The organism is Rheinheimera sp. D18 (assembly GCF_004345025.1).
Classification (GTDB): Bacteria; Pseudomonadota; Gammaproteobacteria; order Enterobacterales; family Alteromonadaceae; genus Alishewanella; species Alishewanella metallidurans.
On sequence record NZ_CP037745.1, the window covers coordinates 793,639 to 816,588 of the forward strand.

A 22,950-nucleotide genomic window follows, 5' to 3' on the forward strand; every position below is an offset into this window, starting at 1 on the left:
ATGAGTTTGAAGCATTTTTTAGAGCGCATTGAACCGTCATTTGAAAAAGGCGGTAAATATGAAAAGTGGTATGCGCTGTATGAAGCCTTTGCTACTGTGCTTTATACCCCAGGTCTGGTAACAAAAAACGGTACCCACGTACGTGATAGTATCGATTTGAAACGTATCATGATCTTCGTTTGGCTGGCATTATTTCCAGCATTATTTTTCGGTATGTACAACGTTGGCCATCAGGCAGTAATTGCTTTGCAGGCTGGTTTTGCTACGCCGGATACGTGGCAGGTTGCACTTTATCAATTATTTGGTGGTGCATTATCGGCCGATTCTGGCTGGATCAGCAAAATGTGGTACGGCGCGGTATGGTTTATACCTATCTACGCAGTTACTTTTATTGTTGGCGGCTTCTGGGAAGTATTATTTGCTACCGTGCGTAAACATGAAGTAAACGAAGGTTTCTTTGTTAGCTCTATTTTGTTTGCGTTAATTCTGCCAGCAACTATTCCATTATGGCAGGTTGCGCTGGGTATTACCTTTGGTGTTGTTATCGCTAAAGAAGTATTTGGTGGTACTGGCCGTAACTTTTTAAACCCAGCATTAGCTGGCCGTGCGTTTTTGTTCTTTGCCTATCCAGCGAATATTTCTGGTGACGCAGTATGGACAGTGGCTGACGGCTATTCAGGCGCGACTTGGTTAAGTAAAGCCGCTGCCGGTGAGTTAGATTACTCAGCAAACATGCAGGTGTGGTGGGATGCATTCTACGGTTTTATTCCAGGTTCAGTTGGCGAAACCTCAGTATTGGCTTTATTAGTCGGTGGTTTAGCCCTTATTTATTTCCGTATTGCTTCTTGGCGCATTGTGTTGGGTGTCATGGTAGGTATGGTGCTAAGCGCTTACCTGTTTAATGCCATCGGCTCAGAGTCTAATGCCATGTTTGCTATGCCTTGGCATTGGCATTTGGTATTAGGTGGTTTTGCCATTGGTATGTTCTTTATGGCAACCGACCCAGTATCAGCGTCGTTTACTGACAAAGGTAAATGGGCGTACGGTATTTTAATTGGTTTTATGGTGGTAATGATCCGTGTAGCTAACCCTGCATATCCAGAAGGTATGATGTTAGCAATACTGTTTGCAAACCTGTTTGCGCCACTGTTCGATTTCTTCGTGGCACAAGCTAATATCAAACGGAGGCTGGCACGTAATGTCTAGTAATAACGATAGCATCAGCAAAACGCTGATCGTAGTCATTTCTTTATGTCTGATCTGTGCGGTAATCGTATCAACAGCTGCAGTGCAGCTGCGCCCACAACAGATAGCGAATAAACTACTAGATTCACAGAAAAACGTCCTTGCAGTGGTAGGCTTGTTGTCTGGCTCAAATATTAATGAGTTATACAACACGCATATTTCTGAACGTTTTGTTGACTTAGATAGCGGTGAGCTGGTTGAAAAACCAAAAGATTACGACTATCGAAAAGCAATGAAAGACCCAGCAAAAAGCGAGCGTTTGGCAGCTGAAGATGACATGGCTTCAATAAAAAGCCGTGCCAATATTGCGCCAGTATATTTTGCTTATGATAAAGGCATTGAGTCAGGTGAATTATCAGCCATTGTGCTGCCAATTCATGGTTATGGCTTGTGGTCTACCATGCACGCTTTCTTAGCATTAGGGGCTGACGGTACTACTATTAAAGGTCTTAACTACTATGAGCAAGGCGAAACGGCTGGCTTAGGTGGTGAAGTGCAAAACCCGAAATGGGCGGCGCAATTTGATGGTAAAAAATTACTCGATGCATCAGGTAAACCAGCAATTAAAGTGGTTAAACCAGGCAATGCCAGTGCTGATTCAGCATTTGAAGTAGATGGTTTATCGGGCGCAACCTTAACCAGTAAGGGTGTGCAATATACTTTCGATTTCTGGGCTGGTGCTAAGGGTTTTGCCCCGTTTCTGGCTAAAGTTCGCGATGGAGCATTAAACAATGGCTAACGCAAAAGAAATTAAAACCGTTCTGTTTGGGCCGGTATTTGCAAATAACCCTATCGCATTACAAGTACTTGGTATTTGTTCTGCGCTAGCGGTAACCACGAAAATGGATAAAGCCTTGGTAATGTGTATTGCACTTACCCTAGTAACCGCATTTTCTAACTTTTTTATCTCGTTAATTCGTAACCACATTCCATCTAGCGTACGAATTATCGTGCAGATGACTATTATTGCGTCTTTAGTAATTGTTGTTGACCAATTATTGAAAGCCTTTGCTTACGATGTAGCCAAAGAGCTGTCGGTGTTTGTTGGCTTAATTATTACTAACTGTATCGTAATGGGTCGTGCTGAAGCTTATGCCATGAAAAGCCCGCCAGTTATCAGCTTTTTAGATGGTATTGGTAACGGTTTAGGTTATAGCGTTGTGCTTATGGCACTGGCCTTTATTCGTGAACTGGGCGGTTCAGGTACGGTATTTGGTTTTGAGATACTGCCATTGGTTAAAGACGGCGGTTGGTATCAGCCTATGGGCTTACTGTTAATGCCACCAAGTGCATTCATTATCATTGCCGGCTTTATCTGGATTTTACGTACCTTCCGTACCGAACAGGTAGAGAAGGCCTAAGGAGATATTGATGGAACATTATATTAGTCTATTCATCCGTGCCATCTTTATTGAAAACTTGGCATTATCATTTTTCTTAGGCATGTGTACCTTTATTGCTGTTTCTAAAAAAATCACTACGGCTTTTGGCTTAGGGGTTGCGGTAACAGTGGTATTAGGTATTTCAGTACCAGTAAATAATTTGGTATATCAGAATTTGTTAGCTCCAGGTTCACTTGACTGGGCTGGCTTTCCTGAAGCTGATTTAAGCTTCCTAGGGTTTTTAACCTATATCGGTGTTATTGCGGCACTGGTACAAATTCTAGAGATGATCTTAGATAAGTTTTTCCCAGCTTTATATAACGCTTTAGGCATTTTCTTACCGTTAATCACCGTTAACTGTGCTATTTTTGGTGCAGTAGCCTTTATGGTAGAACGTGATTACAACTTCGGTGAAAGCGTAGTATTTGGCTTAGGTAGCGGTATTGGCTGGATGTTAGCTATTACGTTGCTGGCAGGTATTCGTGAGAAATTAAAGTATGCAGATATTCCACAAGGTTTACGTGGTCTGGGTATTACTTTCTTAATGGTTGGTTTAATGGGGTTAGGCTTTATGTCTTTCTCTGGTGTTTCACTGTAAGGGGTAAAGGCACACAAGATGGAAAATTTAGACATATTTCTTGGCGTTGGCATGTTTACCCTAATGATTTTAGCATTAGTGCTAATTATATTAGCGGCAAAATCTAAGCTAGTTGCTACAGGTGACATTACCATAGGTATTAACGGCGACCCGAAAAAAGCCATAAAGGCGCAAGCGGGCGGTAAATTATTAAGCGTGTTAGCAGGCAAAGGTATTTTCCTATCGTCTGCTTGTGGTGGCGGCGGTTCTTGCGGTCAGTGCAAAGTACACATTAAGTCTGGCGGTGGTGAAATACTACCAACAGAATTAGGCCACATTTCCAAAGGTGAAGCCCGTGAAGGTTGTCGTTTATCTTGTCAGGTAAACGTAAAAACTGACATGGAAATTGAAGTTGAAGAAGAAATCTTCGGTATTAAAAAGTGGGCATGTGAAGTCATTTCTAATGATAACAAGGCTACGTTTATTAAAGAACTGAAGCTGCGGATCCCAGATGGCGAGTCTGTGCCTTTCCGTGCGGGTGGTTATATTCAGATTGAAGCACCAGCGCATCACATTAGGTACAAAGATTTCGATGTTCCAGAGCAATACCGTGGTGATTGGGAGCGCTTTAAATTCTTCACGTTAGAGTCAAAAGTAGACGAAGAAACAATTCGCGCTTACTCAATGGCGAACTATCCTGAAGAGGAAGGCATTATTATGCTGAACGTGCGTATTGCGACGCCGCCACCAAATAACTTGACCTTACCTTGCGGTAAAATGTCATCTTATATTTGGAGCCTAAAAGAAGGTGATAAAGTCACTATTTCTGGCCCATTTGGTGAGTTTTTCGCTAAACAAACCGAAGCAGAAATGGTGTTTATTGGTGGTGGTGCAGGTATGGCACCGATGCGCTCGCATATTTTTGACCAAATGCGTCGTTTAAAAACCACTCGTAAAGTTAGCTTCTGGTACGGTGCTCGCTCTAAGCGTGAAATGTTCTACGTTGAAGATTTTGATATGCTTGCGGCTGAAAACCCGAACTTTGAATGGCACGTTGCTTTATCAGATCCACAACCTGAAGATAACTGGACTGGTTACACAGGGTTTATTCATAACGTAATTTATGAAAACTACCTGAAAAATCATAAAGCGCCAGAAGACTGTGAGTTCTACATGTGCGGCCCACCAATGATGAATAAAGCAGTAATTAGCATGCTTAAAGACCTTGGTGTAGAAGACGACAATATTCTATTAGACGACTTCGGCGGCTAATAGACAACGCAACAACAAAAGGGGCGACCGTAAGGCAGCCCCTTCTGCTTTCTGGATATTATATGCACGCATATTCATTAATAAAAATCTGGTTTATTACTATTTGTCTGTTGGTAATCTCGGGATGCAGCCCTGCAAAGCCAGCGAGCGAGCAGGTACAGCTAAATGGCAATACCATGGGTACCTATTATGTGGTTAAGTATTATGACGATAGCCCTATAGATAGCACCGATTTACAACAGCAACTGGATACCGAACTAGAATTAATTAATGATTTAATGTCAACGTACCGACCTGAATCAGAGCTAATGCGCTTTAACCATCATAACGACGCCAGTGCCTTCGCTATATCGAAGCCGACTAGGCTAGTGGTAGCTGAAGCATTAAGGCTGGCACAGCAGACCGATGGCGTGTTAGATATCACCGTTGGCCCATTAGTTGAACTATGGGGCTTTGGTGCTAAAGGGCGTGTTGAAAAAGCGCCGTCACAAACTGATATTGATCAAGCACGCGCGGTAGTAGGTTATGAAAAATTAACGTTAACCGATAACGGGCTTATAAAAGCAGTACCCGGTTTAGCTGTCGATTTGTCGACCATTGCCAAAGGGTATGGTGTTGACAGGGTTGCAGAAATACTCGAGCAAAATGGCATCTCTAATTATTTAGTCGAAATTGGTGGCGAAATGCGCATCAAGGGCACTAAGCCGTCAGCTCAACCTTGGAAAATTGCGATAGAAAAACCGGTAAATGCTGGACAAACTATGCAGCGCGTTCTACAAACGGGTGATATGGGAGTGGCTACGTCAGGGGATTACCGTAATTACTTTGAAGCTGAGGGGGTTCGCTATTCGCATTTAATTGACCCACGAAGCGGTAAACCTATTCAGCATCATACGGTATCAACTACCGTGTTACATCCATCTTGTATGACAGCAGATGGCTATGCTACAGCACTAAATGTTATGTCATCAGATGAAGCTATTATTTTCGCAAATCGGTATAATATAGCAGCATTGTTAGTGGTTAAAACTGATGATGGCTTTATAGAGCTAGCATCTGATGCGTTTAAACCTTTTTTAACTGAGTAGTGAGGCCGACATGACCCTATTTTTAATGACGTTTGGTTTATTTTTGCTAGTAGTCGTTGCCATGGCACTGGGCTATTTAATGCAACGTAAAACTATTGGCGGCAGTTGTGGTGGCTTAGATGCTCTAGGTATAGACAAAGCCTGTGATTGCGCCGATCCCTGTGAAGCACGCAAAAACCGTTTAGCCAAAGAAAAATTTTGGCAGGAAAATAAGATTGTTTAACGGCCTATTAGTCATGTAGTGCTTGTCGCAAGTTAATGCACTGGTTATGCTGTAGCTCTGGGTATAAGGGTGCAGGGTAACACCACGTGCTAACCACGTCAGGGCAGGGATGAAATTACGTGACACTTTAGTTGCTTACATGCTGCCGTTGCTGGTGCTACCTGTGATGTTGTTCGGCTATATGGCGTATCACTTTAGTAAGCAGTATTTACAACAGCAACTCTATTTTAATGCAGATAAAGCGATAACAACACAGCAAGAGATGCTTAGTCAGTTCTTGCAACAGCAACAAATTCGACTTGGCATGCTGGCACAAAGCCCGCTGCTGCAACAGTACATTCAGCAACCCAATGCGCTATCACTCAGTGAAGTAGACAAACAATTTCGTCAGTTTGTTGTCGCAGATCCACAAATTCTATCGCTCAAGCTGATTAATTTAAACGGTGATTACGAATTACAATTACCGGCAAAACCCACGTATTCGTCGTTACCTAACCGGTTTCGTAACGAATATTTTTCTTCACTGCAGGCGCAAGTAGACAAGGCTGGCTATTTTTTAGCAGAAGACGCTGATAGCAAACGGCTACAGCTATTTTTTGCTCACAAGCTTTATGGCAGCTCAGTTACTGAAACTCGTCGTCTTTGGGGTTATCTGGTTGTTGTGGTGAAACCCGATCTGTTTGACGAAGTAGTCAGTTATCGGCACACACCAAATAGTGTTACCTTGCTAATTAATCGGGCAGCAACTATCACCTACGCGAATAATTCAGCACTAATAGGCAGCGCGTTTGCACCGAGTAACTTTCGAGCCATTCAACGCAGCATCGATACTGATGAATTTACGTCCGATATTTTGTTAGGACAACAACGGATTTTATTAGGTAAAAGTTTACCTGGCGCATTTCAGTTACTTTACGGTATTGATGAAACTGAACTGATGGCCCCGCAACGCGCATTATCTTTTTCGCTAATTTTGTTTACTTTAGCGATATCTATTATTTTGCCACTGCTAGTTTACTGGTTGCTGATCCGTAACGTTTTTGAACCTATTAAGCGGCTAACTGCAGCAAAAACGGCTGTCGGTCGCGGTGATTTATCTACGTTGCTTGAAGTAAAAAAGCAAGACGAATTAGGTGACATGTTTGCGGCTTTTAACGTAATGGTGAGGCAGCTTCGCGTATATCGAGAGCGTGAGCGCGCTTATAAACAGCAGTTAGAAGATAAAGTACTGCGCCGAACCCATGACTTAGCTCGTGCTAATGATGAGCTTGAAGCCGCTAACCAAGAGTTAATATTAGCTCGTGAAACTGCTGAGCAAGCTAACCGGTTAAAGAGCGTATTTTTAGCTAATATGAGCCATGAAATACGCACGCCGTTAACGGCGATTATTGGTTTTTCAGAGCAAGCACAGAGCGAAACAGATACCGCCAAATTGCAGAATTATTTACAGCGCGTGCTAAAAAGCGGCGATCATTTACTGCGATTAATTAACGATATTCTTGATTTATCAAAAATTGAAGCGGAAAAGCTAGAGTTAAACTATGAAGCATTTAGTGGCTTAACATTAATTGATGACGTGTTTTTACTTACCCGTAGCCAAGCAGAAGCAAAAGGTGTGCAGTGCCAGCTTAAACTTAATTTTCCTTTACCCGCGCAGCTCTATACCGATGCGTTGCGTTTTCGCCAAGTCTTGCTGAACCTAACCAGCAACGCGGTGAAATTTACGCAAAAAGGTAAAATTGTTATTGAGGTATCTTTTGATGTACTGCTGAAGCAGTTATCGATTAAAGTTAAAGACACCGGCATTGGCATGACGCCAGAAGAATTAAGTAGGATATTTAGACCCTTTGTTCAAGCAGATGCTACCGTAACTCGCCATTATGGCGGAACTGGGCTTGGCTTATGTATTTCAAAGCAATTAATGCTACAAATGGACGGCAATATTTATGTAGAAAGTGTTAAAGGCATAGGTAGCTGTTTTGAATTACAGTTTAATTGTAACGCGATGCCTTTAACATTAATTGATAACTATGTTAAAGCAGCAACGAGTCAAATTAATATTCTTTCCGAACCGCAGACTACACATAAGCTGCATATTTTAGTTGCAGAAGACAACCTTGATAACCAGTTGTTGTTGCAGCTGATGTTAGAAAAAGCTAATGTCAGTTGCCAAGTAGTTGATAATGGCCAAAAAGCGGTTGAACGAGCATTAACAGATAATTTTGATCTGATTTTTATGGATATGCAAATGCCATTAATGGGAGGCGAAGAAGCGACCCGTTTAATTAGAGCTGCGGGTGTGCTAACGCCCATTATTGCGGTAACGGCAAATGTAATGTCAGAGGATCTAGAACGTTATCTAGCGTCGGGCTGTCAGGGCTTATTACCTAAGCCAGTAATACAAGCAGAATTAATGGCGATATTAGCCAAATATGGCAACCGAATGGCATCAAATGCCGACAAGTTGACGCAACAATTAGCTTTAGATCCACAAATGCAGGCGTTAAAACAGCAATTTACTGCGCAGTTACCCCTGCTGCTACAAGAGCTGCAGAGTTATTTTACTGACGCTAAGTGGCACGAATTAGCTTACGCGGCGCATAGCCTTAAAGGCAGTGCAGGCAGCATGGGCTATCCAGAGTTAACTGTGTTGGCCGGTGAACTTGAACGATCTGCTAATAAGCAGCAAAATGTTATGTGTGACACGCTACTTAACAGTATGACGCAGATTATTATGCGATAACGGCAGCCCATTGGGTAAATGCGGTTAATGAAGGAGATAGTATGACAGCGCAACAACAACTGCTTCAGATCTTGCAGCATAAAATTCAGCACGACCAATTGTTACTGCCGACATTGCCTGATGTTGCATTAAAGGTACGACAGCGCTCTGCAGAGCCTGATATTAGCCTTAATGAAATGGCCGATGTTATTGCCCAAGACCCTGCATTAGCCGCCAGAATGATCAGAGTGGCAAATAGTGCATTTATGGGCCGCTCGATTAAAGTAAACACACTAAACCAAGCTGTTACTCGAATTGGCTTAAGTCAAATTCGTAACATTGCTATTGCCATGGCACTAGAGCAAATTTTTGTGTCACAACACAAAGAAGTGCAGCGTCAACTTGATGCCTTATGGCAAAACAGCATAGAAGTAGCCAGCATCGCGGCTGCCTGCCTTACCTTTTATAATAGTAAAGTTGGCCGCACCGGTTTAAACAAAGATATTTTAACCTTAATGGCGCTAGTGCATAACATAGGGGCTTTGCCGTTAATTAGTGAGGCAGAGCGGCAGCAAGATCTGTTAGGGGATTCACGGTTTTTATTGTTTTTAGCCAGCAACTTAGCGATCGAAGTCAGTGTGCGAATACTGTTTGCCTGGGGCTTTGCGGAACCCTTTCACGAAGTTGCCAGAACATGGCAGACATTAGCACCTTGTAATCCAGGGCCAGATTATACCGATTTTATTCGTTTGGCGAATATTGCCCGTGATGGTTATAGCGATAAAGAACTACAGCAACGCTTACTCCAACACTACATAAATTTGCAAATGGTGCCCGAGGAAAACTTTATGCTACATCCTGATATACAGACGGTATATCAGGATGTGCGCGCAATCTTTAGCTAGTTAGTGTGATATTACTCTGCAGCGGTTAACTGCTGGCTAATGCTTAGTAAGGCATTATTTAGCGCTGCAGTCATCAGTAATAGATCAGCATCAAGACGAGCGGTTAAATCCTCCCAGCCAAGTTCTTCATTTTGGCCGGTAATTAAATCGTGAAATTTAATCCGTTTTATTGCGCCGTCGTCAGCTATTGCTAAAGATAGGTTGTCATTTTGCTCTAAGCTGATGCTGGTTACTAATTTATCCTGCAAGTGGCTTTGTACTTCATCAGCACTGAGTAAATGATTGCTAAATTTTACCTTAGCGCCTTCTTCGTCCGGTGCTTTAAGCTCAGCTTCGCTACCTAAACTGAAACCTTGGGGCAAGGCCTTGTCTTGCAACCAGAGCTGTAAATGTGTGTTTAGTTTGTGGGTATCAAGCCAAGGTAGCGCGGGCAAAGAGCCTAGAGCTTTACGTAGTAAAGCTAAAATATCTTCGGCTTTGCTAGCACTACTGCTGTTAATCACTAGCCACTGATTTTCTGGATCGTAATAGCCTTGAGTTAGGCTTGAACGGCTAAATGCTCGTGGCAATAAGCTAAGCTGAAGCTCTTCTTTTAAACTTTGTTTTTCTTTTTTACTCAGCGGCCGGCCTTTTTCTTGCTCTAAAGCTTCTAGCTTGGGCTGCATTTCTTCGTTAATTACCGCCGCCGGAAGAATTTTTTCTTGGCGTTTTACGGCGAAAAATATGATCTGACCATTAATGTGACTATAGTGCTTAATACTTGGGTGTAATGGAAAGCTAAAGCCGCTTCTTACCAATTCTTGCGCGCTTAACGGCGCAAATTTAAACTCGGCTAAAGCTTGATCCCATACCGCAACATCAGTACTTAGTGGTGCACTAAGCTTATACACACGAACATTTTTAAACCACATATCTTAACATCCATCAAAAAACATGGCCGGCAGTATAGCGCGGAACCAACCTAGATTTTTAGATTTTTTGGGAAGCAAATATGGTAATGCAAACCTTTTCCGAGTTCGCTACTTACCTGAATGCTGCCACCTAAGGTTTGGCGCACCAAGTTGTAGGCAATATGAGTGCCTAAACCGCTGCCCCCTTGGTCGCGTTTAGTGGTAAAAAATGGATAAAATAGCTTGTCTAATTGCTCTGGTGGCAGACCTCGGCCATTATCACTGTATTTAATATCCACGTTTTCGTCTTCATCTAATACGGTAATGCGTACTAAACCATTCTCAATATTTTCAAAACCGTGGATCAACGAATTCATTAGTAAGTTAGTGAATATTTGCGAGATCGCACCAGCAGGGCAGTTTAAGATAATATTATCAGGGCAGTTTACTTCAATCTGATGATGCGTTTTTTTAAAGTTAGGCTGTAATGAGCGAATAATTTCGTTTAGGTAGTCAAACAAGTTAATGGTTCTAATTGCCTCGCTGGCTTGGTCTACCGCAATTTGTTTAAAACTTGCTATTAGCTCAGAGGCACGCATTAAGTTTGATTGCAGCAATTCGGTACTCTGGCCTGCCTCTTCAATAAAGCTTTCCAGCATTTTTGGTGTTAGGGTTTTATCGTTATAAGCTATGGCTAAAGCTTGTAACTTTTCGTCTAAAAAGCTGGTTGCGGTAACGCCAATGCCTACTGGCGTATTTACTTCATGGGTAATACCCGCCACTAAACCACCTAGTGCGGCCATTTTCTCTGATTGCACTAACCTGTCTTGTGCCTGCTTTAAATCTTCAACAATTTTCTCTAGTTCTGTTTGCTTGCTACGTAGCGCATCTTCAATATGACGACGTCGTTCAATTTCTTCTTTTAAGCTTTGTTGTTTTACTTCAAGCTCTTGTTTTTGCTGCTGTAAATCCATCATGGCTTGGCTTAAGCCAGACGTTTTGCGAGCAACATCTTGTTCTAACATCAGATTTTGCTGATCTAGTTTTTCATTAGATAGTAATAGTTGCTTTTGTGTCGTTTCTAGTTGTGTTTTGTAATCTTGTACTCGGCTGATTAAACGGTTAAACGCATCAGCAGTAACACTAAGTTCCGAGCTATCGTCGTGCTGAATTTCAATTCTAGCGCCATCTAACTGGTCTAATTCTATATCTTCTATCTGCTGGGTAAGCTCTGCTAGCGGCACAGTAAGCTGTTTACGAAATGCCATTAAAAATAAAATGATTAAAAATGTGGTTTTTAACATGGCATTGCCAACTAAAAAGTAAATGCCTACTTTTATTCGGTCAATAACCACTGCGCGGCTTGAAAATAGCGTAACGTCGCCTACTTGAGTAGCGCGGCCAGAGAACTCAAAAATAAGCGGGAAAGTATAACCAAAGATGCCGGATTGTTGTTCGGTAAGCCTAACGCCTTCACGGACTAATTGGGTACTAAAGCGCTCTTGTATATTGATATAACGGCCCAGTTGCGTAATTACCGCACCGCTGTCATCACGCACAATAATGCCTTCAATTGCTGGAATAGCTAATAAGCCATCGGCGATGATCATCGCCTGTTGGGTATTTAACTCCCAAATAGCACGCGTTAGGCTGCCAGAAAACGTTTGCTGCAGCGTTTCTAATTCACCATTGATATGTGCTTTAGTATTAAAGTACTCCGCAACAATTTGTCCTAATGTAACAACAAAAGTTAAAATAAAATAAACAGACAATACCTTGGTTAACAGCTTACGAGATAAGCTTTTATGCTGCATGAGAAAACCTTGTGGTAAAGAAAATTAGCATTATTGTACACAATAACGAATAACCAGTGGTTTGCAAATAGCGTATACGGCTATAGGCTATTTATAGCGTATATGTTGCTTTATGATGGCGTAATGTATATATTTTTTCACCAATGGCGCCAATCTTAAGACGACAAAATAGGCAGTAGTAAATGGCTTTAACCGCGTTAATATGTGACGACTCTTTACTCGCTCGTAATCAGCTAAAAAAATCTTTGCCGGCAGACTTTGATGCCAACATTATTACCGCGAGTAATGGCTTGGAAGCCTTGGCTATGTTGCGTACTCAAGAAGTGGGTATCGTGTTTCTTGATTTAACCATGCCAGAACTTGATGGTATTGGCGTACTTGAAGCAATAAAGTCAGAGGGCATGGACTGTTTAGTTATTGTCGTGTCAGCAGATATTCAGCCAGAAATGCAAAAGCGAGTAATGGACTTGGGCGCATTAGCCTTTATTCAAAAACCAGCAAATGCGGCTAAATTGACTGATGTTATGCATAAGTATGGCCTAATATGACAGATTTTAGTTTTAGCGAAGAGCAACGTGATGGTTTGCAAGAGCTAGTAAATATAGCTATGGGCTTAGCCAGCGATAAGCTTGCTCGCTATCTTAATACGCTAGTGCATTTACAAGTGCCAGCGATCAAGCTGGTGAAGACCGACTATTTGCCTACGCATTTTGCTAACCGTTATCCACAACAAAGCATGACTATGATTAGCTTGGGGTTTTTTGGTGATCACGGCTTGCGTGGTGAAACCATTATGCTGTATCAACTAGCCAATGTTGATACTATAGCTAAGCTGCTTGGTTACAATAATGACGATAGCTCTGAAGCAGAAATGCTGACTGATATCAGTTCTATTTTAACGACAACCTTTCTAAATGGTTTGGCCGAACAACTAGAAAACAATTTCTCGTACGCTGCACCACGTATTTTATCAAGCCGTGATCAACATTTTGCGGAAAAGCTAGCATCAACCGCTAAACAGTGGCAGCTAGCATTACAAGTAGATATTCGTTATCAACTGATCGATTATAGTTTTAACTGTGACATGATCTTGCTGATCCCAGGCGAAGCAGTGCTACGCTTGCGTGTCATTTTGGATAAGATTCTGGCAAATTTCTAGTGCAACTTGATTGGTTATTGCAACCACTACTCTCACAGCTAAATACCGGTGTGTTGATTTTAGACAGTCAACATAACGTTGTATTTTTAAATCAGTTTATCACTAGGCGTGCCGATCTGCAGCTGGCTGAAGTTGAAGGCAAACTGGTTTACACTGTTTTTTCTGGTTTACCTGAAGCTTGGCTAAGGCGCAAATTAGACGGCGTGTTGGCGTTGCAGGCTCCCGCGTTTAGTAGTTGGGAGCAGCGGCAATATATTATTAAATTACCTCATCTGCGGCCAGTTAGTAGTGATAGCGAGTATATGGCGCAAAACTGCAGTATGTTGCCGTTAACTGCGCCTGATGGCGTATCGCAGTATGTGTGTCTGTTAATAGAAGATGCAACCGATGCTTATGTATATCAGCATCAGTTGCAGCAAAGTATGTCTATGCTAGAGCTGGCGAATCGTACTGACGGTTTAACCGGCGTATATAACCGCAGCTACTGGCAATCGCAATTAGAATACGAGACACAGCGCGCGGCTCGTTACCAACACCCGGTATCTTTATTATTATTTGATCTTGATAAGTTTAAGCAATTGAATGATCGCTATGGCCATCAAGGTGGCGATGCCGTGCTTATTGAGCTGTCAGCAATGATTACTGAGTTATTACGTGATACTGATTTGCTGGGTCGCTATGGCGGTGAAGAGTTTGGTATTATTTTACCAGAAACTAATTTGGCGTGCGCGCAATTGGTTGCAAATCGAATTTGCGCCGCCGTTGCTGCGCAAAAAATACTGTTTAATGGCCAATCTATCGCGGTTACTATCAGTATTGGCGTTGCCAGTTATACCAACCAAACTGCCGATGAGTTAATACAGCAAGCTGATATGGCACTGTATAATGCAAAGCGATTAGGGCGTAACCAAGTTGCAGTTTGGACAGCGGATTAAAACTGGCATTCATAATTCTTAAAATATAGTCGCTATTAATTATTGACAGAAGTGTTTTAGTCTGTGCATATTAATGACGATGAAAATAACAACGATAGCACTCACCACTATTACCACCACCAACCCTTCGGGGTAGGAGGTCAGCGGTGTGTCGTCTTTAAAAAAGACCCGTGACCTCAAATGTCACGGGTCTTTTTTTGCTTAACTATTAGCGGCTATTGCTAAGTAATCCAACAATCACGCTAACTGATAATAACTGTAAGTTATGCACAAGGAGTTAAAACATGAAGGTGCTTAAATTTGGCGGGTCGTCGCTAGCGTCGATACAACGTTTTGCGGAGGTGGTAAAAATTGTGCAACAGCAGGCTAGCGTTGAACGTCTATGTTTGGTGTTATCCGCCCCACAAGGTGTTACCAATACTTTGGTTGAGTTAACCGATTTAGCTTATTTGGGGGCAGACTTTAAACCATTATTGCAGCAACTGCAGCAGCGTTATCAGCAACTGGCCACCGATGCGGTAACTTTGCATCCGCATATAAATTTAGAGCAAGTGCAACAAGTAATAACGTTGCAGCTGGCACAATTAGAGCGACAGCTTAGCGGTATGCAACTGTTGCTGCATTGCCCTGATCATATTAAAGCGCAGATTTTAGGGTTAGGTGAGCAGTTTAGTGTCGCATTAACCACCGCCTTGCTAAGTGCAAATCACATTTCAGCGTTGGCGTTAAATGCTATAGAGTTACTAAAAAGTAGTGGCGACTATTTGAATGCGACGGCTGATATTGCTGCGTCTGAGCTTACGCTTTCGTCAGTAATTACCCAAGAAAATGTGCAAGTGTTAGTTATTGCTGGCTTCGTTTCCAGTAATGCACAGGGTGAAATTTGCTTACTTGGTCGCAATGGTTCTGACTATTCTGGTGCCGTTGTTGCCGCTAGTATTCGCGCCTCAGCCTATGAAATATGGACTGACGTTGACGGGGTTTATAGTGCCGATCCACGTCAGGTGAAAAACGCCAAGTTAATTGACCGATTATCCTATGATGAAGCTATGGAGCTATCGTATTTTGGCGCAAAAGTTTTGCACCCTAAAACTATTGGTCCACTAGCTCGTTACAACATTCCTTGTTATATAAAAAATACCACTAATCCTTCAGCTCCCGGCACCTGTATTGATAATAGCGGTGAGGGCAATGCGTTGGTTAAAGGTATTTCTAGCCTTGAGCATTTAGCCTTAATTACGGTGTCAGGCCCCGGTTTAAAAGGCGTAGTAGGTATGGCAAGCCGAGTGTTTGCTTCTATGGCTCGCGCGCAAATATCGGTTAGCTTAATTACACAGTCATCGTCTGAGTTTAGTATCAGTTTTTGTGTGCCGCAGCTGCATTTGTCTGCTGCGAAAAAGGCCCTACAACAAGAATTTGAGCTTGAGTTACAAGCAGGTTTGTTACGACCATTGTGTATTTTGTCAGACATGGCCATTGTCAGCTTAGTTGGTGATGGCATGCGCCAGCATCGTGGTGTTGCAGCGAAGTTTTTTGCCTCTTTAGCCCAAGCGAGAGTTAACGTAGTGGCAATAGCACAAGACAGCAATGAGCGCTCTATTTCAGCTGTTATTGAACAAGCTGCCTGCAAAAACGCGGTTAAGGTATGCCACGAAAACTTCTTTAGTCACATTCCTAGTATCGATGTGTTTTTAGTCGGTTGCGGCGTAGTGGGCACAGAGTTGCTAGCGCAAATACAGCGTCAACAGGCGTTTTTACACAGCCGGCAGGTTAAAGTCACGGTATATGGTATCGCCAACAGTAAAAAATTACTGCTCAATGGCGAGGGTATAGCTTTACCACAATGGCAGCAGCGACTCGCTGCTAGCTCTTTAGAATTTTCATTAGCAACGCTTAGCCAGTTTGCGCAGCAGCAAAATTTAACTAATCCGGTATTAGTTGATTGCACTAGCTCTGAACAGGTTGCTGCACAGTATGTTGATTTTATGGCTGCGGGCTTTCATGTCGTAACGCCGAACAAAAAAGCTAATACGGCATCGTATGCTTATTATCAGCAACTACGCCAATTAGCGCAGCGGCATCGGCGCCGATTTTTATACGAGACTACCGTTGGTGCTGGCTTACCGGTTATTGATACCTTGCAAGGTTTGCTGAATGCGGGTGATGAACTACTGGCGTTTGAAGGCATTTTATCCGGCTCGTTATCATATATATTTGGTGAATTAGAAGCGGGTGTTGCTTTATCAACCGTAACACAAAAAGCCAAAGCTATAGGTTTTACTGAACCCGATCCGCGAGATGATTTATCCGGCATGGACGTGGCACGTAAGCTACTTATTTTAGCGCGTGAAGCGGGTTTGGAGTTAGAGCTAAGTGATGTAGAGGTAGAGTCGGTATTGCCACAAGGGTTTGCTGCTGGTGCTAGCACCGAGGAATTTTTAGCCAAATTACCAGAATTAGATGCCAAATTTGCTCAGCGTATTGCCGATGCAAATGCACAAGGTAAGGTGCTGCGTTACATTGGCGAAATAGTCGATGGTAAATGTAAAGTAGCAATTAAGGCTTTGGCGCTAGATCACCCGTTAGCAAAAGTAAAAGACGGTGAAAATGCATTGGCAATACATAGCCGTTATTATCAGCCTATTCCTTTTGTGCTTCGAGGCTATGGCGCAGGCGCGGCAGTCACTTCAGCTGGGGTGTTTAGCGATATTATGCGCACCCTTGGCTGGCAGCAGCAGGTGTAATAATGCAAACCTTAAATATGGCCTATATAAAGCGTTATTATGCGCCGGCTTCAACCGGTAATTTGTCTGTAGGTTTTGACCTGCTAGGTGCCGCATTTGAGCCAGTAAGTGGCGAATTGTTTGGTGACGTACTGGATATTTGCGCCGAGCAAGCTGAAATGACGCTAGCTATAGTAGGGCGCTATGTACACCAATTACCGGCTGATCACAGTGATAATTTGGTGTTAAGCTGCTTCTATGCCTTTGAACGCAAAGTCGGTCAAGCTTTACCTAGATTAGCGCTGCGGCTGCATAAAAATCTGCCAGTAGGCAGTGGGCTTGGCTCTAGTGCTTGCTCTATTGTAGTTGCCTGTTACGCGTTTAACGATTACTTTAATAAACCACTGTCTAATGTTGAATTGCTGCAGCTAATGGCTGAAGCTGAAGGCGGTGTAAGTGGCAGTGTGCATTATGATAATGTTGCGCCCTCATACTTGGGTGGGCTGCAACTGATGCTGCCACAAAGTGAACATATTTGTCGCAGGTTGCCGTGGTTTGAGCATTGGCGAGTGGTACTTAGTTATCCCGGCACAGTACTCTCAACTAAAGCCGCCCGCGCGGTTTTGCCAACAGAGTTAAGTTTAAGTCACAGTATTGAGTTTGCGGGCATGTTAAGCCGCTTTGTTAGTGCACTTTATATTAAAGACGAAACCGATGCCGCAGCCGCACTACAAGATTTAGTTGCAGAGCAGGCACGTATTGCCTTATTGCCTGAGTTGCCGCAATTGCGAGCTGCTTTATGCGCGCAGGGTATATTGCATCTGGGTATTTCTGGTGCAGGGCCTACTTTGTTCGCGCTATGTCAAAACGACAGCCAAGCCGAATTTGCGGCTCATTATTTATCGCGGCATTATGAAAAGAATCAGGACGCGACAACGCAAATTTGTCGCTTGTCATTATCCGGCGCTAGAGCGCTGTAGGAACGAGACATGCAGTTAACCAATCTTAAAGTATCGAATGAACAGGTAAATTTTTTACAAGCAGTGCGTCAGGGGTTAGGCCAACAGCAAGGGCTGTTTTTTCCTACCCATTGGCCTAAGTTAGATATTAATGGCCTGTTGGCCATGCCTCTGGTAGAACGCAGCAGTGCAATATTACACGCGCTTATTGGTGACGAATTAACTGCAGCTGAAATTAAACAAATGGTAACTACGGCGTTTACTTTTATTGCGCCCTTAGTACCGGTAAGTGATGATATTAGCTGTTTAGAACTTTTTCATGGCCCAACCTTAGCCTTTAAGGATTTTGGCGCGCGCTTTATGGCGCAAGCTTTGGTTAAAGCGCAATCGGGCAAAAAGACCACTATTGTTACCGCAACTTCTGGCGATACCGGTGCTGCGGTGGCGCATGCGTTTTATAAACAACCCGGCGTGCAAGTGGTGATTTTATTTCCTAAAGGAAAAATTAGTCCGCTGCAGGAAAAACTATTTACTACCTTAGGTGAAAATATTACTACGCTGGCGGTCGAGGGAGATTTTGATCAATGCCAAGCGTTAGTAAAACAGGTGTTTGATCATAAAGCATTAGTGGAAAAACTGAGTATTACCTCAGCAAACTCAATTAATATTAGTCGGTTGTTCGCGCAAATTTGCTATTACTTTGAGGCGATGGCGCAAGTGCCTGTAGCAAAACGCGAGCAGGTGGTTATTGCCGTACCTAGTGGTAATTTCGGTAATCTTACCGCCGGTTTAATTGCCAAAGCACTTGGCCTGCCGATTAAACGTATGGTTGCAGCAACTAATGCTAACGACACTGTACCGCGCTATTGGCGCAGTGGCCAGTGGCTAGCAAAGCCTACTGTAGCAACACTATCTAACGCTATGGATGTAGCCGCACCTAATAATTGGCCGCGAGTAGAAGCACTGTTAACACAAGGCGTGATAGCGCGTAGTGACATTGAGACGATGAAAGTAGATGAAGATGATACCGTGCTTAGCGTTCGCCAGTTATCGCAATTGGGTTATCTTAGCGAACCTCATGCCGGTGTTGCTTATAAGGCACTAAAACGCAGTTTGCAGCCAGGAGAATACGGTATTTTTCTTGGTACTGCGCACCCAGCTAAGTTTAAAGAACAGGTTGAAAATATCCTCGGTACACTTATTGGCTTACCTGAAACACTAGCGCGCTGCGCTTCAGAACAAGGTTTAAGCAAAGATATTCCTGCCAACTTTTTTGCGCTAGAGCAAGAGTTATTAAAGTTGGAGCAAGTTTAATGTCTTGGCAGCTCTTGCTAGGAGACGAAAAGCAACAGCCATATTTTATTGATCTGTTAGCCAAGGTAGAGCAAGCAAGATTAGCTGGGCAGGTAATATATCCGCCCCAAACTGACATGTTTAATGCATTTAAACTAACCGAGCTTGATAAGCTAAAAGTGGTTATTTTAGGCCAAGATCCTTACCATGGGCCGAATCAAGCACACGGTTTAGCATTTTCAGTGCGTAAAGGGGTAAGAGTACCGCCGTCGTTACAAAATATGTATAAAGAGTTAGCGTTAGAATACCCAGATTTTCAGGTGCCAACGCATGGCCATTTAGCAAGCTGGGCCGAACAAGGTGTATTGTTATTAAATACGGTTTTAACGGTAGTAGCTACTTTGCCTAATTCACATAGTAAGCTTGGTTGGCAGCGCTTTACCGATAAGGTTATTGAGCAAATTAATGCAGAATGTCATGGTGTGGTGTTTTTATTGTGGGGCGCGCATGCGCAGAAAAAAGGCCGTATTATTGACCGGCAACGGCATTATGTATTAGAAGCCCCACATCCGTCGCCGCTGTCGGCACATCGCGGTTTTCTTGGTTGCAATCATTTTAAACAAACCAACGAGCTGCTAGTTGCCCAAGGAAAACCGCCAATTAATTGGCAAATTTAGCCTAGTTATAATAAAAAACGCCCGTAATAACGGGCGTTTTGCTATAACTCAATATCTTCTAATTCGGGCTCAATCGCCCAGTCTATATCGCTAAGCTCTTTTTTTAAGCGGTGTCGTTCTTTAAGTTGTTCTATTTCGCGCCATTTACGCTTTACTGCACGAGGTTTGGCAGCAGGGCGTTCCAACATATTCAGTAAGTCTTCGAAGCTTTCCATAATTTGGCCTCTCTGATTGTTGTTATTATTGTTATCAACAAATTAATTACCACAATTTGCCTAATAATAAAACAACTAAGTGACACAAATATGACAAACTACGCGTTATTATTGTTGATTTGGTGTAAAAACAGCTTAATTAATGCTTGGGTTGAGCTATCTAGTGTTTCGGTTCTGTTACCGCTTAATGCCTGATAAATTGGTCCAGATAGCTGCTTACCTAGCTCAACTCCCCATTGGTCAAAGGAGTTAATGTGCCACAGCACACCTTGACAAAATACTTTGTGCTCGTACATAGCGATTAAGGCACCAAGGTAATACGGTGATAATTCTGGCAGTAATAACGTATTGCTAGGTTTATTGCCTGGCGATACCTTATGCGGTGCCAGCATGGCAGCATCGGTGTCAGTCATACCGTCAGCTAGGCATTCGTTCATTGCTTCGTCTAAGGTTTTACCCTGCATTAAAGCTTGCGTTTGCGCAAAGCAATGTGCTGCTAAGCGCTGCTGCTGATCGCCTAAGTTATGGGCCGGTTTTATGGGTAATATAAAATCAGCCGGTACCACTAAACGGCTTTGATGCAACAGTTGATGGTAAGCATGTTGGCCATTTGTGCCGGCATCGCCCCAAATAACAGGTGCTGTTGCCTCTGTTAATATGCGGCCATTTACGTCAACACTTTTGCCATTTGATTCCATGTCCAGCTGTTGTACATAAGAGGGTAACAGCCGCAAGTAGTGGCTGTACGGCAGCAGAGCCTGCGCCTGACAGCCATAGGCATTGATATACCATACGCCCAGCAATGCCAATGTTACTGGTAAGTTTTCGCTAAAAGGTGTGTGAATAAAGTGCTGATCCATAGCCTCGGCACCGGCCAATAACTGGGCAAATTGTTCAGTACCAATCATCAAGGCCACCGGTAAGCCGATGGCTGACCACAACGAGTATCGGCCACCAACCCAGTCCCACATAGGTAAGATATGTTGTTCGATAATACCAAACTCAGCGGCAGCACTAATGTTAGATGAGGCAGCCCAAAAATGTTGAGCAATAGCTGCGCTATCTGCACCATACTGCTTAAACCACTGGCGAATAGTTAACGCATTTTGAATGGTTTCTTCGGTGCCAAAAGATTTTGAAGCAACTATTGTTAGCGTAGTTTCGGGGTTAAGGTGCTTGATAATGTCAGACACTACTGCACCATCAATATTGCCAGCAAAATGTAATTTCACTGGGCTGCAATGATAAGGCGTTAATGCTTCAACTGCCATCTGTGGGCCAAGTAACGAGCCGCCAATACCTACCCAAATTAAATCCGTTATTGGCTTGCCGCTGTAGCCTAAATATTGGCCTTGGTGCAACTGGTTAATGAGCGCGGTCACTTGTGCGCGACAGGCAAGGATCTGGGCACCCACATCTTCGTCGCCAAGTGTAAGGTCATTAACATCGGCTTTACGTAGCATCATGTGCCAGGCGGCACGGTGTTCGGTATTATTAATGCACTCACCGTTAAGCATGGCATTAAGTGTCGGCTTAATTTGGCTTTGTGCGGCCAGTTGTTGTAAAGCTGACCAACTTTGCGTGTTAATGAGGTTTTTTGAGTAGTCTAGTGTAATACCGCAGGCTGACGCAGAAAAACGAGCGGCACGTACAGGGTCGTTATCAAATGCTTGGCGCAATGAGTCTTGCTGAGCAGCCAACGTTTTTAACGCCGGCCATGGCGAAACTGACATACTCTATTTTCTCCATAAAACGTATTATTTAAAGTGCGAGCTGGATCATCTGCTCTAATTTGCGCTGGTCAACAGCAAATTTACGAATGCCTTCAGCAAGTTTTTCCGTTGCCATGGCATCTTCATTTAATGCCCAACGAAATTCGGCTTCGGTTAGTGTCGCTAAAGCGGGTGCTGCGGCACCTTTATCTTGTAAATGCACAACCAGCTTACCTTGGCGTTGGCTAAGCTCGGCTAACAATGCTGGGCTAATAGTTAGGCGATCGCAGCCGGCTAACGCGAGCACTTCTTCCGCATTACGAAAACTGGCGCCCATAACCACAGTTTTAAAACCATGGTGTTTATAAAAGCGGTAAATTTCTTGTACTGACAGTACGCCTGGGTCGGTTTCTGCGCTGTACTCTAACCCAGTATTGGCTTTATACCAGTCTAAAATTCGGCCCACAAAGGGTGAAATTAAATAAACACCCGCTTCCGCACAAGCGCGGGCTTGTGCCATATGAAATAACAGCGTTAGATTACATTGAATACCTTGCTGCTCTAATAATTTAGCGGCTTGGATACCTTCCCACGTTGACGCTATTTTTACTAAGATCCGATCTTTGCTAACGCCGTTTTCTTGATACAACGCGATGATTTGCAGCGCTTTGGCAACCGTAGCGTCAGTGTTAAATGATAAGCGAGCATCGACTTCAGTTGATACCCGCCCAGGCACTAACTTACTAATTGCTGTGCCAACATCCACCGCAAATTTTACTGATGCTAGGCTAAGTTGTTCGGCCGCTTGTGTCGCTTTGCTTTTAGCATAGCTAACCGCACTGTTTAACATAGGCTTAGCAAAGTCGAGTTGGCTAGCATTCAACAGTAGGCTAGGGTTGGTTGTTGCATCTACTGGGCGAAACTGCTCAATGGCGGTAATGTCGCCACTATCAACCACAACAGTAGTAACGGCTTTAAGCTGGCTAAGTAAGTCACTCATATTGTTCTATTACCCTATTTTTGGTTACATTCTAGTGAGGCTAAAATTAATAAGCAATTAATGTGGCAGGCATAATGGCAAAAACCATTTTTATCGTGATATCACCACAATAGCGTTGCGCATAGGAAGTACGTTACTATGCCAACGGGTTAGTGCTGG

At 43.3% G+C, this 22,950-nt stretch carries 21 protein-coding genes; 16 read left to right on the forward strand and 5 right to left on the reverse strand.

The window, feature by feature from the left end:
* The 9 genes from E0Z06_RS03805 to E0Z06_RS03845 all read left to right on the forward strand — a co-directional run bounded on the left by E0Z06_RS03805 (position 1) and on the right by E0Z06_RS03845 (position 9,414).
* Complete coding sequence (locus E0Z06_RS03805; protein ID WP_132582043.1) at positions 1-1,206, forward strand: NADH:ubiquinone reductase (Na(+)-transporting) subunit B; 1,206 nt, start codon at positions 1-3, stop codon at positions 1,204-1,206.
* Positions 1,199-1,984: a Na(+)-translocating NADH-quinone reductase subunit C gene (locus tag E0Z06_RS03810; RefSeq protein WP_132582045.1), complete on the forward strand. Its 786-nt coding sequence runs from the start codon at positions 1,199-1,201 to the stop codon at positions 1,982-1,984. Before E0Z06_RS03805 ends, E0Z06_RS03810 begins: the two co-directional genes overlap by 8 nt.
* The gene (locus E0Z06_RS03815) at positions 1,977-2,606 is read left to right on the forward strand and encodes an NADH:ubiquinone reductase (Na(+)-transporting) subunit D (protein WP_132582047.1); all 630 of its coding nucleotides are present in this window, start codon (positions 1,977-1,979) and stop codon (positions 2,604-2,606) included. The genes E0Z06_RS03810 and E0Z06_RS03815 overlap by 8 nt, the downstream gene beginning before the upstream one ends.
* A gap of 10 nt (positions 2,607-2,616) precedes the next feature.
* Complete coding sequence (gene nqrE / locus E0Z06_RS03820; protein ID WP_132582049.1) at positions 2,617-3,225, forward strand: NADH:ubiquinone reductase (Na(+)-transporting) subunit E; 609 nt, start codon at positions 2,617-2,619, stop codon at positions 3,223-3,225.
* A gap of 18 nt (positions 3,226-3,243) precedes the next feature.
* Positions 3,244-4,476 (forward strand): NADH:ubiquinone reductase (Na(+)-transporting) subunit F, encoded by a 1,233-nt coding sequence (gene nqrF, locus E0Z06_RS03825; protein WP_132582051.1) that lies wholly within the window; start codon positions 3,244-3,246, stop codon positions 4,474-4,476.
* Between the two features lie 62 nt (positions 4,477-4,538).
* Entirely contained in the window at positions 4,539-5,564 is a 1,026-nt protein-coding gene (locus tag E0Z06_RS03830) for an FAD:protein FMN transferase (protein WP_132582053.1), read from the forward strand.
* 10 nt (positions 5,565-5,574) lie between these two features.
* Positions 5,575-5,787, forward strand: a complete 213-nt coding sequence (gene nqrM, locus E0Z06_RS03835) for a (Na+)-NQR maturation NqrM (protein WP_132582055.1) — start codon at positions 5,575-5,577, stop codon at positions 5,785-5,787.
* A 109-nt stretch (positions 5,788-5,896) separates the two neighbouring features.
* Complete coding sequence (locus E0Z06_RS03840; protein WP_132582057.1) at positions 5,897-8,530, forward strand: hybrid sensor histidine kinase/response regulator; 2,634 nt, start codon at positions 5,897-5,899, stop codon at positions 8,528-8,530.
* A gap of 41 nt (positions 8,531-8,571) precedes the next feature.
* Entirely contained in the window at positions 8,572-9,414 is an 843-nt protein-coding gene (locus E0Z06_RS03845) for an HDOD domain-containing protein (RefSeq protein ID WP_132582059.1), read from the forward strand.
* A gap of 11 nt (positions 9,415-9,425) precedes the next feature.
* Here E0Z06_RS03845 and E0Z06_RS03850 read toward each other — a convergent pair whose 3' ends face one another.
* Both E0Z06_RS03850 and E0Z06_RS03855 read right to left on the reverse strand, forming a co-directional pair.
* Complete coding sequence (locus E0Z06_RS03850) at positions 9,426-10,325, reverse strand: recombination-associated protein RdgC (protein WP_132582061.1); 900 nt, start codon at positions 10,323-10,325, stop codon at positions 9,426-9,428.
* Positions 10,326-10,375: 50 nt separating this feature from the next.
* Positions 10,376-12,118, reverse strand: a complete 1,743-nt coding sequence (locus E0Z06_RS03855; protein ID WP_132582063.1) for an ATP-binding protein — start codon at positions 12,116-12,118, stop codon at positions 10,376-10,378.
* 182 nt (positions 12,119-12,300) lie between these two features.
* On the opposite strand from E0Z06_RS03855, the gene E0Z06_RS03860 reads away from it, so the two are divergent.
* The 7 genes from E0Z06_RS03860 to ung all read left to right on the forward strand — a co-directional run bounded on the left by E0Z06_RS03860 (position 12,301) and on the right by ung (position 19,864).
* Positions 12,301-12,666 carry a response regulator gene (locus E0Z06_RS03860; RefSeq protein ID WP_132582065.1) on the forward strand — a complete coding sequence of 122 codons (366 nt, stop codon included), beginning with the start codon at positions 12,301-12,303 and terminating at the stop codon, positions 12,664-12,666.
* The gene (locus tag E0Z06_RS03865) at positions 12,663-13,277 is read left to right on the forward strand and encodes a chemotaxis protein (RefSeq protein ID WP_132582067.1); all 615 of its coding nucleotides are present in this window, start codon (positions 12,663-12,665) and stop codon (positions 13,275-13,277) included. The genes E0Z06_RS03860 and E0Z06_RS03865 overlap by 4 nt, the downstream gene beginning before the upstream one ends.
* Positions 13,277-14,212 carry a GGDEF domain-containing protein gene (locus E0Z06_RS03870; protein WP_132582069.1) on the forward strand — a complete coding sequence of 312 codons (936 nt, stop codon included), beginning with the start codon at positions 13,277-13,279 and terminating at the stop codon, positions 14,210-14,212. Before E0Z06_RS03865 ends, E0Z06_RS03870 begins: the two co-directional genes overlap by 1 nt.
* A 284-nt stretch (positions 14,213-14,496) precedes the next feature.
* On the forward strand, positions 14,497-16,956 hold the full coding sequence (gene thrA / locus E0Z06_RS03875; protein WP_132582071.1) for a bifunctional aspartate kinase/homoserine dehydrogenase I: 2,460 nt from the start codon (positions 14,497-14,499) through the stop codon (positions 16,954-16,956).
* 2 nt (positions 16,957-16,958) lie between these two features.
* On the forward strand, positions 16,959-17,915 hold the full coding sequence (gene thrB / locus E0Z06_RS03880) for a homoserine kinase (RefSeq protein WP_243695555.1): 957 nt from the start codon (positions 16,959-16,961) through the stop codon (positions 17,913-17,915).
* 9 nt (positions 17,916-17,924) lie between these two features.
* The gene (gene thrC / locus E0Z06_RS03885) at positions 17,925-19,208 is read left to right on the forward strand and encodes a threonine synthase (protein ID WP_132582073.1); all 1,284 of its coding nucleotides are present in this window, start codon (positions 17,925-17,927) and stop codon (positions 19,206-19,208) included.
* Entirely contained in the window at positions 19,208-19,864 is a 657-nt protein-coding gene (ung, locus tag E0Z06_RS03890; protein WP_132582075.1) for a uracil-DNA glycosylase, read from the forward strand. The genes thrC and ung overlap by 1 nt, the downstream gene beginning before the upstream one ends.
* Before the next feature lie 41 nt (positions 19,865-19,905).
* Here ung and E0Z06_RS03895 read toward each other — a convergent pair whose 3' ends face one another.
* The 3 genes from E0Z06_RS03895 to tal form a co-directional block, all read right to left on the reverse strand.
* A complete protein-coding gene (locus tag E0Z06_RS03895; RefSeq protein ID WP_132582077.1) occupies positions 19,906-20,079 on the reverse strand; it encodes a DUF3545 family protein in 174 nt (57 codons plus the stop codon).
* Positions 20,080-20,177: 98 nt separating this feature from the next.
* Positions 20,178-21,812: a glucose-6-phosphate isomerase gene (gene pgi, locus E0Z06_RS03900; protein WP_132582079.1), complete on the reverse strand. Its 1,635-nt coding sequence runs from the start codon at positions 21,810-21,812 to the stop codon at positions 20,178-20,180.
* Positions 21,813-21,840: 28 nt separating this feature from the next.
* The gene (gene tal, locus E0Z06_RS03905) at positions 21,841-22,791 is read right to left on the reverse strand and encodes a transaldolase (protein WP_132582081.1); all 951 of its coding nucleotides are present in this window, start codon (positions 22,789-22,791) and stop codon (positions 21,841-21,843) included.
* Between the last annotated feature and the right edge of the window lie 159 nt (positions 22,792-22,950).